The sequence below is a fragment of the Microbulbifer agarilyticus genome (assembly GCF_019800665.1).
Lineage (GTDB): Bacteria > Pseudomonadota > Gammaproteobacteria > Pseudomonadales > Cellvibrionaceae > Microbulbifer > Microbulbifer agarilyticus_C.
The window spans coordinates 312,308-327,623 of the sequence record NZ_JAHVKO010000003.1; the positions used below are offsets into that span (position 1 = coordinate 312,308).

Annotated in this window: 15 protein-coding genes; 11 read left to right on the top strand and 4 right to left on the bottom strand. The window is 56.7% G+C overall.

Translation table 11 applies throughout. The features are described 5' to 3' along the window. The first annotated feature begins 87 nt into the window (after window positions 1–87). The 10 genes from lgt to KUV22_RS07060 all read left to right on the top strand — a co-directional run bounded on the left by lgt (window position 88) and on the right by KUV22_RS07060 (window position 8,799). Window positions 88–972, top strand: coding sequence for a prolipoprotein diacylglyceryl transferase (gene lgt / locus KUV22_RS07015; RefSeq protein ID WP_222229679.1), 885 nt, complete (start codon window positions 88–90; stop codon window positions 970–972). Between the two features lie 24 nt (window positions 973–996). Next, window positions 997–1,830 (top strand): thymidylate synthase, encoded by an 834-nt coding sequence (locus KUV22_RS07020; protein ID WP_222229681.1) that lies wholly within the window; start codon window positions 997–999, stop codon window positions 1,828–1,830. Then, window positions 1,830–2,348, top strand: coding sequence for a dihydrofolate reductase (locus KUV22_RS07025; RefSeq protein ID WP_222229682.1), 519 nt, complete (start codon window positions 1,830–1,832; stop codon window positions 2,346–2,348). The genes KUV22_RS07020 and KUV22_RS07025 overlap by 1 nt, the downstream gene beginning before the upstream one ends. Window positions 2,349–2,621: 273 nt before the next feature. Next, the gene (locus KUV22_RS07030; RefSeq protein WP_222229683.1) at window positions 2,622–3,404 is read left to right on the top strand and encodes a DUF3450 domain-containing protein; all 783 of its coding nucleotides are present in this window, start codon (window positions 2,622–2,624) and stop codon (window positions 3,402–3,404) included. Continuing rightward, window positions 3,401–4,771 (top strand): MotA/TolQ/ExbB proton channel family protein, encoded by a 1,371-nt coding sequence (locus tag KUV22_RS07035; RefSeq protein WP_222229685.1) that lies wholly within the window; start codon window positions 3,401–3,403, stop codon window positions 4,769–4,771. Before KUV22_RS07030 ends, KUV22_RS07035 begins: the two co-directional genes overlap by 4 nt. 14 nt (window positions 4,772–4,785) lie before the next feature. Continuing rightward, complete coding sequence (locus KUV22_RS07040; protein ID WP_010131796.1) at window positions 4,786–5,313, top strand: MotA/TolQ/ExbB proton channel family protein; 528 nt, start codon at window positions 4,786–4,788, stop codon at window positions 5,311–5,313. Between the two features lie 145 nt (window positions 5,314–5,458). Continuing rightward, the gene (locus KUV22_RS07045; RefSeq protein WP_010131795.1) at window positions 5,459–5,860 is read left to right on the top strand and encodes an ExbD/TolR family protein; all 402 of its coding nucleotides are present in this window, start codon (window positions 5,459–5,461) and stop codon (window positions 5,858–5,860) included. A gap of 5 nt (window positions 5,861–5,865) precedes the next feature. Beyond that, on the top strand, window positions 5,866–6,489 hold the full coding sequence (locus KUV22_RS07050; RefSeq protein ID WP_222229687.1) for an energy transducer TonB: 624 nt from the start codon (window positions 5,866–5,868) through the stop codon (window positions 6,487–6,489). A 12-nt stretch (window positions 6,490–6,501) separates the two neighbouring features. Further along, entirely contained in the window at window positions 6,502–7,839 is a 1,338-nt protein-coding gene (locus KUV22_RS07055; RefSeq protein WP_222229689.1) for a tetratricopeptide repeat protein, read from the top strand. Between the two features lie 297 nt (window positions 7,840–8,136). Further along, window positions 8,137–8,799 carry an energy transducer TonB gene (locus tag KUV22_RS07060; RefSeq protein ID WP_222229691.1) on the top strand — a complete coding sequence of 221 codons (663 nt, stop codon included), beginning with the start codon at window positions 8,137–8,139 and terminating at the stop codon, window positions 8,797–8,799. Window positions 8,800–8,875: 76 nt separating this feature from the next. On the opposite strand, the gene KUV22_RS07065 is transcribed toward KUV22_RS07060, so the two are convergent. Further along, window positions 8,876–9,544: a type 1 glutamine amidotransferase domain-containing protein gene (locus tag KUV22_RS07065; RefSeq protein WP_222229693.1), complete on the bottom strand. Its 669-nt coding sequence runs from the start codon at window positions 9,542–9,544 to the stop codon at window positions 8,876–8,878. 97 nt (window positions 9,545–9,641) lie between these two features. On the opposite strand from KUV22_RS07065, the gene KUV22_RS07070 reads away from it, so the two are divergent. Further along, complete coding sequence (locus KUV22_RS07070) at window positions 9,642–10,547, top strand: LysR family transcriptional regulator (protein WP_222229695.1); 906 nt, start codon at window positions 9,642–9,644, stop codon at window positions 10,545–10,547. Window positions 10,548–10,616: 69 nt separating this feature from the next. On the opposite strand, the gene ilvD is transcribed toward KUV22_RS07070, so the two are convergent. From ilvD to argE, 3 genes are all read right to left on the bottom strand, one after another. Further along, window positions 10,617–12,452: a dihydroxy-acid dehydratase gene (gene ilvD / locus KUV22_RS07075; protein WP_222229697.1), complete on the bottom strand. Its 1,836-nt coding sequence runs from the start codon at window positions 12,450–12,452 to the stop codon at window positions 10,617–10,619. A 182-nt stretch (window positions 12,453–12,634) separates the two neighbouring features. Then, window positions 12,635–13,948 (bottom strand): amino-acid N-acetyltransferase, encoded by a 1,314-nt coding sequence (argA, locus tag KUV22_RS07080; RefSeq protein ID WP_222229699.1) that lies wholly within the window; start codon window positions 13,946–13,948, stop codon window positions 12,635–12,637. 76 nt (window positions 13,949–14,024) lie between these two features. Then, window positions 14,025–15,179 (bottom strand): acetylornithine deacetylase, encoded by a 1,155-nt coding sequence (gene argE / locus KUV22_RS07085; protein ID WP_222229702.1) that lies wholly within the window; start codon window positions 15,177–15,179, stop codon window positions 14,025–14,027. Window positions 15,180–15,316 lie beyond the last annotated feature (137 nt).

A 15,316-nucleotide genomic window follows, 5' to 3' on the forward strand; every position in this document is an offset into this window, starting at 1 on the left:
ATTTCTTCTCCGGGGCAATCCCGGGCTTTTACTGGCAATGGGTTTCCAACCATAATAACGCCCACTTTCCATAACCGCGGTTTCAGCATGCTGACGTACCCCGAGATAGATCCCGTTGCGGTGGCTATTGGGCCACTCAAGATTCACTGGTATGGCCTGATGTACCTGGCTGGCTTCGTTGCCGCCTGGTGGCTGGCCATGCGTCGGGCGCAGAAGCCCTGGTCGCCGGTGATCAAGTCTGAGGTTGAGGATCTGATCCTGTTCTGCGCCATTGGTGTGGTGGTAGGTGGTCGCCTCGGGTACATGTTCTTTTACAACTTCAGCGAGTTGCTGGCCCATCCGCTCAGCCTGTTCAAGGTGTGGGAAGGGGGTATGAGCTTCCACGGGGGGCTGATCGGCGTGATGCTCGCAGCCACCATTTATGCACGCAAGATCGGCACCACCTTCCCGGCGCTAATCGATTTTGTCGCCCCGCTGGTGCCGATAGGCCTTGGTCTGGGGCGTCTTGGCAACTTTATCGGCCAGGAACTGTGGGGGCGCGAAACCGACGGGCCCTGGGGGATGGTGTTCCCCCGCGATCCGGAATTGCTGGTGCGCCACCCGTCTCAGCTGTACCAGGCCTTCCTCGAGGGCTTGGTGCTATTTGTGGTGTTGTGGATCTATTCCAGCAAGCCGCGTCCGCGCCTGGCGGTCGGCGGCCTGTTTATCCTGCTGTATGGCGTTTTCCGCTTCCTGGTGGAGTTCGTGCGCCAGCCGGATGTCGGCATCGAGGTAATGTTCGGTTGGATGACGCGCGGCCAGCTGCTGTGCCTGCCGATGATCGCAGCCGGTATCATCATCCTGGTGTGGAGCTACCGCACCCAGCCGCTGCCGGAAGGGCGCGGTCAGGACGAGGGTGCTGGTGACAAGGCGTCCGGTGATAACGCAAAGAGTAAAGGCGGCGCAAAACTGAAAAGAAGCGCCGCCAAGTAAGTGATTTCAAGAATACGCAAATAGATGAAACAATATCTCGAATTGATGCGCCATGTGCGCGACAACGGCACGCTGAAGAGCGACCGCACCGGTACAGGCACCCGCAGTGTTTTCGGTTATCAGATGCGCTTTGACCTGTCGGAAGGCTTTCCGCTGGTCACCACTAAAAAGTGCCACCTACGCTCCATCATTCATGAGCTGCTGTGGTTCCTGAAAGGCGATACCAATATCGGCTATTTGAAGGACAACGGGGTGCGTATTTGGGATGAATGGGCCACCGATGAGGGTGATCTGGGGCCGGTATACGGCTACCAGTGGCGCTCCTGGCCTACGGCGGACGGGCGGCATATCGACCAGATCAAGGATCTGGTGCAGCAACTAAAGACCCGTCCGGACTCCCGTCGCCTGATCGTCAGCGCCTGGAACCCCTCCGATTTGCCGGATGAGGGCGTGTCACCCAGCGCGAATGCGGCGGCCGGAAAAATGGCGCTGGCACCCTGTCACGCCCTGTTCCAGTTCTATGTGGCGGACGGCAAATTGTCCTGTCAGCTGTACCAGCGCAGTGCCGATATTTTCCTCGGAGTACCGTTCAATATCGCCTCCTACAGCCTGCTTACGCTGATGCTGGCACAGGTTTGTGGCCTGCAGCCCGGTGACTTTGTTCACACTTTTGGCGATGCGCACCTGTATTCCAATCATATGGAACAGGTGGAGGAGCAGCTTTCGCGTCAGCCCCTGGCCAAGCCGCAAATGGTGCTGAATCCAGAGGTGAAGGACTTGTTCGAGTTCCGTTTTGAGGACTTTGCGCTGAAGGGCTACGAGGCCTATCCGCATATTCCCGCGCCGGTGGCTGTGTGATGGGGGCATCCAAGACCCCCATTGCCATGATCGTGGCAATGGCGCGCAATGGCGCTATCGGTCGCGAGAACACCCTGCCGTGGCGCATCTCCGGGGACCTGCAGTTTTTCAAGCGCACCACCCTGGGCAAGCCCGTGGTGATGGGGCGCAAGACCTTTGAATCCATCGGGCGCCCGCTGCCCGGTCGGCAGAATATCGTTATCACCCGCAATAGCGCGTGGCGCGCTGACGGTGTGGAGGTGGTTTCCTCGCTGGAAGCTGCGATCACCCTCGCGGATGCCGCCGCGCAGCAGGCGGGGGTGGCTGAACTGATGGTCATCGGTGGGGCTGAGATTTACCGCCAGGCCCTGCCGCTTGCCCAACGCCTGTATGTGACGGAAGTGGATGCTGACGTCGACGGGGACGCATTTTTCCCGGACATCGACAAAACCTGGAAAGAGGTCTCTCGGGACTGTTACCCGGCCTCGGAACGGGATGAATACAACTACTGCTTAGTCCAGTACGACAGGTTTATTTAAATACAATTTGACCAAAAAACACTCTTTCAGGTAGATTTGGTCAAATGTTGTACAGTGTGAATGGCTGCAAATGTGTGCATCAGACTCGTAGGTGTTACCTATGTGTTACTGAGTTACACAGGCGGCTCGACGTAGTCAATCGGCATTTGAATAATCAAATCGGCTGTTTACAATGTGCGGCTCTTAGCTGTCTTCAAACCAATAAACTACCGCGTTGTGGCAGCTAATCCATCGCGACCATGTTGTGAAATATTGAACCCACTGGGGGGTCTAATGAAAACCAAGCGATTCATGGCTGTGGCGCTGACCACTGCGCTGTCTGCCGGCGCACTGTACGGTAGCGTAGCCACTGCGGATACAATCGACACCGTTCTTAAGGTTGGCCAGCAGAAAACTGCCGCCGCAACTGCATCTCAAAAGCGCATCGACAAGATCGCTCAGGAAACCTCTGACCTGCTTCAGCAGTTCAAAGTTGTGAACAAAGAGATTGACGGTCTGCGTGTATACAACCGTCAGCTCGAAAAGCAGCTGGCTAACCAGCTGACCGTGATCAAGGACCTCGACGAGTCCATCGATCAGGTAACCGTTATTGAGCGTCAGATCCAGCCTCTGATCCTGCGTATGCTGGACGGCCTGGAGCAGTTCATCGAACTGGACGCACCGTTCAAGCTGGCTGATCGTAAAGCCAACCTGGCAGCGGTTAAGAACAATATGGACCGTTCCGATATCACTGTAGCGGAGAAATTCCGTCAGGTGCTGGAACTGTACAACTTCGAATCCGAATACGCGCGTAAGATCGACAGCTACGGCGACACCCTGAACGTGAACGGTCAGGACCGCGAAGTAAACGTACTGCAGATCGGTCGTATTGCTCTGGTCGCTCAGACTACCGACTCCAAAATCTCCCTGGCCTACGACAAAGAGCAGAAAGCTTGGGTTGAGATCGATTCCGGCGATTACCGCCGCGCGATCATGGAAGGTCTGAAGATCGCCAAGAAGCAGGCCACTCAAGCAATCATGACTATGCCGATCCCGGCTCCGGAGGCTGCACAATGAAAATCTCTATCGCCAAGCGCGTACTAGCGGTTGCAGCCGCTGGCCTGTTCAGTGTTTCTGCTGTTGCACAGGACAAAGCTTCTAACCTGGACCAGCTGCTGAAGATGGTACAGAGCTCCAAGGTTGCTGAATCTGCCGAGCACAAAAAACGCGAAGCCGACTTCCGTCGCCAGAAAGCCAACCAGGGCTCTCTGCTGCGTCAGGCCGAGAACACCCGTACTTCTGAAGAAGCCCGCTCTGCGGCGCTGGAAAAGAAGTATGAAGAGCAGGAACTGCTGGTTCAGCAGAAGCGCCAGCAGCTGGACGAGCGTCTGGGCTCTCTGAAAGAGCTGTTCGGTCACCTGACCTCTACCGCGGGCGACCTGCGCGCGAATATGGATACCTCTCTGGTTTCTGCGCAGTACCCGGGCCGTGCCGAGTTCCTCGATCAGCTGATCGACAAAATGAACTCCGCGACCAAACTGCCGACCATCCAGGAAATCGAGCGTCTGTGGTACGAAATGCAGCGTGAGACCGTGGAAGCGGGCAAGGTTGTTAAGTTCAATACCACCGTAATCCTGCCTGACGGCGAGCAGGTTGATCAGGAAGTTGTCCGTGTAGGTAACTTCAACATCGTTTCCAACGGCAAGTACCTGGAAATGAACGACAGCCAGAAGCTGGCCGAGCTGATCCGTCAGCCAGAAGGCAAGTTCCAGAGCATGGCGGCTGACCTGCAAAACGCGAGCAGCGGTTTCTCCCCGTTCGGTGTTGACCCCACTGGTCCTACTGGCGGTTCCCTGCTGAAAGCGCTGATTGCAAGCCCGAGCCTGGGTGAGCGCTGGCACCAAGGTGGCATCGTTGGCTACATCATCACCGGTGTTGGTGTCGTTGCTGTGCTGCTGGCTATCTGGCGTCTGATCGTGCTGTCTGGCGTAAACGCTAAGGTTAACGCTCAGCTGCGCTCCTCTACCCCGAACACCAATAACCCGCTGGGTCGTGTTCTGTCCGTAGCGGAAGAGAACAAAGGTGTTGACGGTGAAACTCTGGAACTGAAGATGGAAGAAGCAGTGCTGAAAGAGCGCCCGGCCATCGAGTCCGGTCTGAACCTGCTGAAGATCATCGCCATGGTAGCCCCGCTGCTGGGTCTGCTGGGTACCGTTACCGGTATGATCATCACCTTCCAGGCGATCACCATCTTCGGTGCAGGCGATCCTAAAGCAATGGCTGGCGGTATTTCCTCTGCATTGATTACCACCGTTCTGGGTCTGTGTGTTGCGATCCCGACTGTACTGCTGCACACCATCGTGAATGGTCGCGCCAAGCGTATCCTGCACATCCTGGACGAGCGTAGTGCCGGTATCGTGGCAGAAAACGCTGAGCGTAAGTAAGAGGAGGCGGCAACATGCACGCATTGAATGACGCATGGGCCGCCGTTGTCGCCTTTATGGCGTCGGGCGGGCCAGTACTACTCCTGATCGCCGGCCTGACCTTCTTTATGTGGACGCTGATTTTCGAGCGGTTCTTCTACTTCAAGGGTGGCCTGAAGCACGATGTTCAGGGCGCCGTGGACACCTGGGAAGCACGCCCCGAGCGTAAATCCTGGAATGCCCACCAGATCCGCTACGCACTGGTTTCCCGGGTATCCGAGAAGATTCAGAGCAATATGGACATGATCCAAACCTGTGTTGCCCTGGCGCCGTTGTTCGGCCTGCTGGGTACCGTTTGGGGCATGATCAACGTGTTCGAAGTTCTCGCGATTACCGGCGGTGGTGATGCAAAGCAAATGGCCAGTGGTGTATCCATGGCGACCATCCCGACGATGGCCGGTATGGTGACCGCACTGTCTGGGGTATTTGCTAACACTTACATTACCCGTACCGCGGAACGTGAAACCCAGCTGCTGGAAGACCATCTGACGATGGATCACTAAGGCACCACAATAGCGTTGCCAGGGTGGTGTAAGCCGTTCTGGTGGCCGAGAAGGTTTAGCCAACAAGTGAGCTTTCATCCGTACCCAGTGCGATGAAAGCTCCGGGCCAAATCTCGCTATTAGCATTTCGCTAGAGAGAGTTGCAATGAGCAGAAAAAAGAATACGGCTGAAGAAGAAGGACAAGCGATTGACCTCACGCCCATGCTGGACGTGGTGTTCATTATGCTGATCTTCTTCATCGTCACCGCGACCTTTATCAAGGAGCCGGGTGTCGATGTAATTAAGCCGGAAGCGACAACCGCTGATCTCAGAGCCGCCTCGATTCTGGTAGCGATTAACGACAACAACGAAATCTGGATTGCCAAAGAGAAGGTAGATGACCGCCTGGTGAAAAACACCTTGGAGCGGCTCTACGCGGAAAACCCCAAGGGGTGGTTGGTAATTCAGCCCGATAAAAAGGCGAGTATCGAGAAGGTTGCCCTGATCGCGGATGCGGCCAGAAAAATCGGAATCGATAAAGTGTCGGTCGCTACAGAGAAGAGTTAACAGCTATGAACCCGGTAAGACTATTAGGGGCGGGTGCGTTGGCAGTAGTCACCACCGTTGCCCTGATCTTCACCATGCATGCGCTGATCGAAGCAAACATGAAGGCTCCCGATGAGGAAGAGCCGATCAAGGTTGCGGACGTCGTCATGCCGGATACCCAGATCGAAACCCAATACGACACCAGCAAGCCGGATAAGCCCGACGAGCCGGAGCAGCCGCCGCCCGATATGCCGGAGCCGGAGTTTGACCAGCCGGACGTAGACAATGCCCTGAACATGTCTGCACCAGCGGCCAACGCCAACCTGAAGGTGGGTGGTATCGGAGGCTTCGCTTCAGAGGGTGACTACCTGCCGATCGTAAAGGTACAGCCGCAGTACCCGCGTCGCGCGCTTCAGCGTGGCATCGAGGGCTGGGTGGTTGTCGAGTACACGGTAACCAAGAACGGTTCTGTACGTGATCCACGGGTTGTGGAAGCTTTCACCCTGGACGGCAAACCCACCACGATTTTCAATCGTGCTGCGGTTAAGTCTGCGCTGAAGTACAAGTACAAGCCGCGGGTTGTTGATGGCGAGCCAATTGAAGTGCCTGGTGTAAAAACCAAAATCAGCTTCAACCTGGCCAAAAACTAATAGGGGACGCATATGAATATGACGACCGTGACAAAGAGCCTTTCCCGGCTTGTCCTGCGCACGTCCGTAGCGCTGCCCCTGGTCCTGGCGCCTGCGGTTAGCGTAACCGTGCTGGAGGCTGTGGGTGTATCTGCTTCTTTCGCCCAGGCGGAAGCACAGAGCGAGAAAAAAACCCGCAAGACTCCGGCGATGCGTGAGAGCGCGTTCAAGTACCTAGGCAAGGCACAGGAAGCGGCGGATGCGCAGAACTGGCCGGCAGCCCTGGCCGCCCTGCGTGAGATGGAGGCGGGCAAGTCCAAGCTGAACGGATACGAAGCCGCGCAGATGTATTACTTCTACGGCTTTGTTTACTACAGCATGGAGAAGTACCCGCAAGCGATTTCCTACTACAAGAAAGTGCTGGAGCAGGGTGAAGAAAACCTGCCGGTAGCACTGGAAGTAGGCACTTTGCTGACCATTGCCCAGCTGTACTTCGTAACCGAGGACTACAAGCAGGCAATCAACTACCTGAACCGCTGGTTCAAGGTGGCTGATAACGTCAACGCGGACTCTTACGCGCTGCGCTCCCAGGCTTACTACCAGCTGGGTGACAACGCCAAGGCGCTGTCTGATATCAATCAGGCTGTGTCCATGTACAAAAAAGAAGGCAAGGTGCCCAAGGAAAACTGGTACGGCCTGCAGCGTTTCTTGTACTACGACAAGAACGACTATAAGCAGGTAGCCAATATCCTGGAAGAGCTGGTTAAGCACTACCCGAAGGGTGAGTACTACAAGCAGCTGGCGGGCATGTATGGTGAGCTGAAGCGTGAAGACGATATGCTTCACATGATGGAAGCTGCCTACCTTGCTGGTGCCCTGCAGAAAGAGAAAGAGCTGTTGAACATGGCTTATCTCTTTATGGGTGCCGAGATGCCGTACAAGGGCGCGAAGGTAATCGACAAGGGGATGCGTGAGAAAAAAATCGCGCGCAACTCGAAGAACCTTGAAACTCTGGCCCAGGCCTACCAGATGGCTCAGGAACTGCAGAAGTCAATTCCAGAACTGGAAGCGGCAGCCAGCTTGTCCGACAAGGGTGATATCTACTCGCGTCTCGCGGGTATTTACCTGGACCTGGACAAGAATGAGCAAGCGCTGGATATGGGTGCTAAAGCACTGAAGAAGGGCAGTATTAAACGCCCGGATCAGCTGTATATCGTACTGGGTATGGCTAACGCTAACCTAGGGAAATACGACGCATCCCTGACCAACTTCAAGAAAGCTGTGAAAGACAAGCGCTCCGAGAAGTTTGCCAAGCAGTGGATTACTTTCGTTGAGAAAGAGCAGGAGCGGGAAAAGCAGCTGGCTATGTAATACTTGTTACATGCCGGAGGTTTTCTCCGACCGAAAAGGCCGCACTTTGTGCGGCCTTTTTTTATGCGTCTATCTAACAAGATGCGCAGGCTAAAAGACGTGGACTAAGAGACCTGGACTAAGAGACCTGGACTAAGAGGGATCAGCGTATTTTGTGACCAATAAATGCGAATTATTTGCAATATCGTCAGATTCAACTAAACCTGTAAATAGCTGATCAGCTTTTTCCATCGCCGCGCCTGTCGTGATTTGGCGCTGCACTTTAAACAACACCCGAAAATAAAAAGGAGAGGTGTTATGGAACTGGCTTATCCGCTTAATTCCACGTCCCTTCAATCGATACCGATTCGTTCTGCGACCATGTCAATAGTCTTGCTGCGTAACGGCGCAATGGCCCTGGGGGTTACTGGCCTATTGCTGTTCGGCATGTCGCAGCTGATTGCTACCGACCTGCAAGAACCACCGGTAGAGGAATCGCCAACAATCGCGCCCATTCATTTGCCGGAGCTGAAACCGACGGTTATTCGCGAAACGCGTGTGGCCAAGCCGCAGGAGTTACCACCGCCGATAACGCCAACCACGGTTGAGCACACGCTTGATCCGGGCGATATGCCGATCATTTTTCAGCCGCCAACAACAACCGGCACAAAAGTCGATACTTCCATTGTGACTGCGGACCCGATGCCAATCTACAAGCCAGCACCGCGCTATCCGCGCAGAGCGATGGCAAAAGGGATTGAGGGCTATGTGGTAGTGGAGTTCACCATTAGCAAAAATGGCTCGGTGAAAAATCCATCTGTAGTCGGAGGCTACGATGCCTCGGGCACGCCAACGGATGTGTTCAATCGTTCAGCGCTAAAGGCGGTAGAACGGTTCAAATATCGTCCCACGGTAGTGGATGGTAAACCGGTGGAAAAACACGGTGTTCGCAACCGAATTTCGTACAAGCTTGCGGACTAATTTAAAGGAGTAACGAAAGCGCCTCCCGCTACTCAGGTAGCGGGAGGTTACGTTGATTGTCGAATTGACTATCTGTTTAACTTTTCAGTAGTTTAACCATCGCCTGCCCGACGCCACCGGCGGATGCCGGGTTTTGCCCGGTTACCAAGCGCTCCTGTACCAGTACGTTTTCGCCCCAGGGATCCACTTCGTGGAACTGCCCGGCCTTGCTGCTGATTGCATCCTGCAGCACAAATGGAATCTGGTCGATGGTGCCGAATTCTTCCTCTTCGCGGCGGGTAAAGCAGGTTACCGTTTTACCGCTCATGATGTTGTTGCCGTTGGCCAGGGTCACTTCCAGCAAGCCTGCGGGTCCGTGGCACACGGCGCCTACTACCGCGCCACTGTCATACCGTGCTGCGGTGATCGCGGCTGCTGCCTTGTCGTGAGCGAGGTCGTTAAGCAAGCCGAAACCGCCCGGATAGAAGATACCCTGGTAATCGTCTGCGTTGACGTCCGCCAGCCGCTTGGTATTGGCCATTGCTGACAACAGACCACCGTCGGCCAGCATGGTTTTGTTCACCGGGTCATCGATGTCAGTGCCATAGACAGGCGCATCCCCACCCTGGATAGACGCCAGATCGTAGGAGAAGCCCGCATCGTTAAACTCGCGCAGCGCATGGGTGAGTTCTGGTGCGTAGGTGCCGTTATCTTCCGCATCACCTAATTTCGCACTGTTGGTCACAATCACCAGGATTTTCGTCATCAGTTTCACTCCTCTGTTAGATTGGCTGCATGTTAGGCTTTTCACTGGAGTGGGATAATCCTGTAAATTTGGAAATCTTTATTGCTGAGGTGCAACAATGGCGCAGTTGGATGGCTTAGCGGAGTTCCTCGCGGTGGCAGATACCCGGGGGTTCTCTTCGGCCGCACGCCAGCTGGGCGTATCTACCTCGCATGTGTCGCGCAGGGTTAAGGCGCTGGAGACCCGACTCGGGGTGTCGCTGGTGGCACGCAGTACCCGTATCGTGCGTCTAACCGAAGCTGGTCAGCAGTATTACAACGAGTGTCGCGACCTGATGAATGGCCTTGAGGCCGTTGAAGAGCAGATCGGGCGCGAGCGCGGTGCCTTGGAGGGGCGTTTGCGTGTGTCTGCGGCCGGTGAGTTTGCAGAACGCTACGTTGCGCCGGCGCTTATGCGATTTGCGTTAGCGCACCCCGCATTACAGATAGAGATCGACTTCAACAGCCGGCTGGTGAACTTCGTTGAAGAGGGCTTTGATCTGGCCGTGCGTTACGGCGATATGCAGGACTCGCAACTCATCGCGCGCCCCTTGGTTGCGCGCGCTTTAGTGTGCATGGCCAGCCCGGAATATCTGGCGGCGCACGGCACCCCCCAGCGACCGCAGGACCTGACCTACCATCACTGCATTATTGCCAACAACGATCGCTGGCGTTTTCGTGAGGGCGCAGAAGATACCGAGGTGCGTGTGTCGGGACGCTGGCGCTCCAACAGTGGGCGTAGCGTGGTGGCCGCCTGCCAGGCAGGGCTGGGTATCGCCTATTTACCTGGCTCGAGTTTTGGCGACGCCGCACATGATGGCACCCTGAAGCCGGTGCTGGAGGGTTACTGGGCGCAAGGTCCCAATACCTGGTTGGTGTACCGCGATCACCGACACCTTTCGGTGCGGGTGCGCGCCGCGATCGATTTTTTGTTGGAAACGTTTGCAGGCTGGCGGGAGGAAGAGAGCTTGAAATCAGCCGGTTGAGGTGAAAAATAAAAAGGGGCGCTGTGCGCCCCTTTTTATTTGCGGTGTCATTAAATTCCGCTTTTGCAATCAGTCGATTTCGCGCACCGCGCCCTTGTCGGCACTGGTGGCCAACAGCGCATAGGCTTTCAATGCACGGCTGACTTTACGCGGGCGTTGCTGCACGGGTTTCCAGCCCTGTGCACCTTTGGCATTCATGGCCTCGCGACGGCGATGCAATTCCGCTTCCGGAATATCCACTTCAATCAGGCGCTTTGGAATGTCGATGCGCACCAGGTCGCCGTCCTGCACCAGCCCGATATTGCCACCGCCTGCTGCTTCCGGGGAAACATGGCCAATCGACAGGCCGGAGGTGCCGCCGGAGAAACGGCCGTCGGTAATCAGTGCGCAGGATTTACCCAGTCCTTTGGATTTCAGGTAACTGGTGGGGTACAGCATCTCCTGCATACCCGGGCCCCCTTTCGGGCCCTCGTAGCGCACGATTACCGCTTCGCCTTCTTTCACTTTGCCTTCCAAAATATGCGCGACCGCATCTTCCTGGCTTTCCACCACGTGTGCGGGACCTTCAAACTGCCACAGTTCCTCTTCTACGCCGGAAGTCTTTACCACGCAGCCATCCGGGGCGAGGTTGCCAAAAAGTACGGCCAGGCCACCTTCGGAAGAGTAGGCGTGCTCGACAGAGCGGATACAGCCCTGTTCGCGGTCGCCGTCCAGGTTGTTCCAGCGGCAGTCCTGACTGAATGCTTGCTGAGTCGGGATACCTGCCGGGCCTGCGCGGAAGAATTTGTGCACGTCCGGGTTATCGGTGCGGCGGATGTCCCATTCTTCCAGTGCGTCCTTGAAGGAATTGCTGTGCACGGTCGGCAGGCTGGCATCGATCAATCCGCCGGCTTCCAATTCGCCGAGAATCGACATGACGCCACCGGCGCGGTGCACGTCTTCGATATGGTACTTCTGGGTGTTGGGGGCGACTTTACACAGCTGCGGGATCTTGCGGGACAGACGATCGATGTCTGCCAGGGTAAAGTCGACTTCGCCTTCCAGCGCCGCGGCCAGCAGGTGCAAAATGGTGTTGGTGGAACCGCCCATGGCGATATCCAGGGCCATCGCATTGGTAAACGCGGCGCGATTGGCAATGGAGCGCGGCAGGGCGGATTCATCGTCCTGCTCGTAATAGCGTTTGGCCAGGCTGACGATTTCGCGGCCGGCACGCAGGAACAGCTGCTCGCGGTCGGCATGAGTGGCCAATGTAGTGCCATTGCCGGGCAGGGACAGGCCCAGAGCCTCGGTCAGGCAGTTCATGGAGTTGGCGGTAAACATACCGGAGCAGGAGCCGCAGGTAGGGCAGGCGGAGCGCTCGTACTCTGCAACTTCCTCGTCGGTGGCGGAATCGGTGGCTGCGATAACCATCGCATCAACAAGATCCAGCTTGTGATCGGCGAGCTTGGTTTTGCCGGCTTCCATCGGGCCGCCGGAAACGAAAATCACCGGAATATTCAGGCGCATGGCCGCCATCAGCATCCCCGGGGTGATCTTGTCGCAGTTTGAGATGCACACCAGGGCGTCGGCACAGTGCGCGTTGACCATGTACTCTACGGAATCGGCGATGATTTCGCGGCTGGGCAAGCTGTAGAGCATGCCGTCGTGGCCCATGGCGATACCGTCATCCACCGCAATGGTGTTGAATTCCTTGGCGACGCCGCCGGCCTTCTCAATCTCCCGCGCGACGAGCTGCCCCATATCCTTCAGGTGCACATGCCCAGGCACGAACTGGGTGAAGGAGTTGGCCACGGCAATAATGGGCTTGTGGAAATCTTCATCCTTCATGCCGGTGGCGCGCCACAGGGCGCGGGCGCCGGCCATATTGCGGCCAGCGGTGGAAGTGCGTGAGCGGTACTGAGGCATAGCGGTACTTTTACGTGACGGTTAAACGTGATCGTTTGTGGATAGATTGCGTGACGCGCGGGCCGGACTGGCCTGCCCGGCAGCGCCACAGGTTAGCAAAATGAAAGGCGTTGTGCGCGCCTGGTAAAAACGCAGCAAGCGAGCGAAAGAGCCATCCGTTGAAGTGGGGTCGGCAGGCAAATTTATTGCGTACCGAGCCGCTTGCATAAGACGCGTGAATTTCGCTGTATGTTGTACAGCGATTTACGACTGGTGGGCAGCTGGGAAACGTCCACCTGGGTAAACCCGCGCTCGATAAACCAGTGCTCGGTTTGTGTGGTGAGTACGTAGATTTCCGACAGATCCAGTGCGCGCGCCTGCCGCTCGAGATGCTGCATTAGCTTGGCGCCGCGGCCACCGCCGCGGAATTCTGGGTGAATGGCCACACAAGCGACTTCCGCGGCGATGGTGTCGCCCTCGTCGTCGAGGATGGGGTACAAGGCGGCACAGGCCACCGGCGTGCCGTCCACCTCGACCAGGGTGAAATGGTCGATCTCCGCTTCCAGCTTTTCCCGCGAGCGCCGTACCAGTACACCCTGCTTTTCCAGTGGCCGGATCAGTCCGAGAATACCGCCGACGTCGTGGATACGTGCACGCCGGATGACTTCGTAACTGTCCCGGTAAATCATGGTGCCAGTACCTTCGCGACTGAATAGCTCTTGCAGCAAGGCGCCGTTGTCGGCATAGCTCAGCAGGTGTACCCGCTGTGTGCCGGCACTGCATGCGGCAATCGCGCAGGTTAGGGTCTCACTACTGGCCTTGTCGGCGACATCCTCGGCCTGGTGAATGCTGAGGTCGTGCACCGGCGCACCATCAATTTTCAATTGTGGAAGGTCGCGGAACAGGATCAGCTTTTCCGCCTCCAGGGCCTTGGCTGCCTCCGCGGCGAGGTCCAGATAGTTCAGGTTGAACAGTTCACCGGTGAGGGATGTACCGAAGGGGGAGAGCAGTACCAGGGAGTTGTCCTGGAGTACACGCCCGATGGCCTGCTCGTCGATACGCCGGACCTGTCCGGTCCAGCGCATGTCGGTGCCATCAATTACTCCTACCGGACGCGCGGTGACAAAGTTTCCGGAAATGACTTTTAGCGCGGCACCTGCCATGGGCGAATCGGGCAGCCCCTGGGAAAAAGCGGCCTCGATTTCGAGTCGCAGTTTGCCGACGGCGGCTTTGATAACCTCGAGGGTTTCTCGGTCGGTAATGCGCGTATTGCCCAGAAAGCGACTTTCGATCCCCGCTTTTTGCAGCGCACTATTTACCTGGACGCGTGCGCCGTGCACCAGTACCAGTTTCACCCCGAGGCTGATCAGCAGCGTCAGGTCATGTACCAGATTGCGAAAATTTTCGTCGGCAAACCCTTCGCCGGGAATCGCGACCACCAGGGTTCGTCCGCGCAAGTCATTGATATAGGGCGCGGCGTTTCTGAACCAATTGAGGGTGGTAGTTTCGGTATTCACGAGCGTTGGTTTTCAGCGGTTAAGTGGGTATCGGGCACAATATACCGCATTTTCTGCATCTATATCGTTTGGCATGCTACAGGCAGAACCTTCCGATCATCCCTTTCAGTGTCTCCACCATCGGGTCGATACGTTCCAGGCCAAGATACTCATCCGGCTGGTGGGCCTGGTCGATATCGCCGGGGCCAAGCACAATGGTCTGCATGCCGAGCTGCTGTAAAAAGGGCGCCTCGGTGGCAAACGCCACGCTTTCCGAACTGTGGCCAGTGAGCTGTTCTGCGATCTTGACGAGTTCAGAATCGGTGGGCTCTTCAAATGCGTCGACACCGCCGATCAGTGAGTCCATTTGCAGCTGGATTTTTTCGTCCGTCATTGCGCCTTTAAGGCGCTGGTGCAGCTCGCCGCGCAGTGCGTCCATGGACATGCCCGGCAGGGGGCGCAAATCAAACTGCAATTCGGTGTGCCCACAAATTCGATTCGGATTATCGCCGCCGTGAATACAGCCCAAGTTGAGCGTGGGGACTTCCACCGCAAACCCCGGGTTCTGGTAGCGCTGCTGCATCTCATTGCGGAACCTGATTACCTCCCCCATCGCCGTGTGCATGGCTTCCAGTGCGCTGGCGCCATAGGCCGGGTTGGATGAGTGGCCGGCCTGGCCGGTGATACGCAGCCGCTCCATCATCATACCCTTGTGCATGCGAATGGGCTTGAGGCCAGTGGGCTCGCCGACAATCGCGTAGCGCGCCTTGGGCAGGCCGGCCTTTACCAGCGCGCGGGCGCCGGCCATGGAGGTTTCCTCATCCGCGGTGGCGAGAATAATCAGTGGCTGCTGTAACGGCTTGTCGACAAAGGCCTTGGCGGCTTCGATCGCCAGTGGAAAGAAGCCTTTCATATCGGTGCTGCCGAGGCCGTAAAAACGGTTGTCGCGCTCTTGCAGCTTGAATGGGTCCGACTGCCAGCGGTTGTCGTCGTATGGCACGGTGTCGGTATGCCCGGCGAGGACCAGTCCGCCGTCGCCCTGTCCGAGGGTGGCGATCAGGTTGGCTTTGTGGGGTTGGTCTTCCAGCGGCATGATTTCAACGGCAAAGCCGAGGGTTTCCAGCCAGGCAGCCAGCAAGTCGATTACGCCGCGATTGCCCATGTCGAGTTTGGGATTGGTGGCGCTGACACTGGGGCTGGCAACCAACTGCTGCAGCTGGCGGTGTAAATTCGGCAGCGAGCGGATACTCATGGTGGCCTTCCTTGTGCGTTATCTGGGGTGCGTCCTGGTGTATTTATTTGGCCCCGGTGTTTTTTCCGCTGACACGCGAGGTTCTTTCAGCGTAACAGGTTTGCCGCGCAGACGGTGACTTGTCTGAAATTGCATAA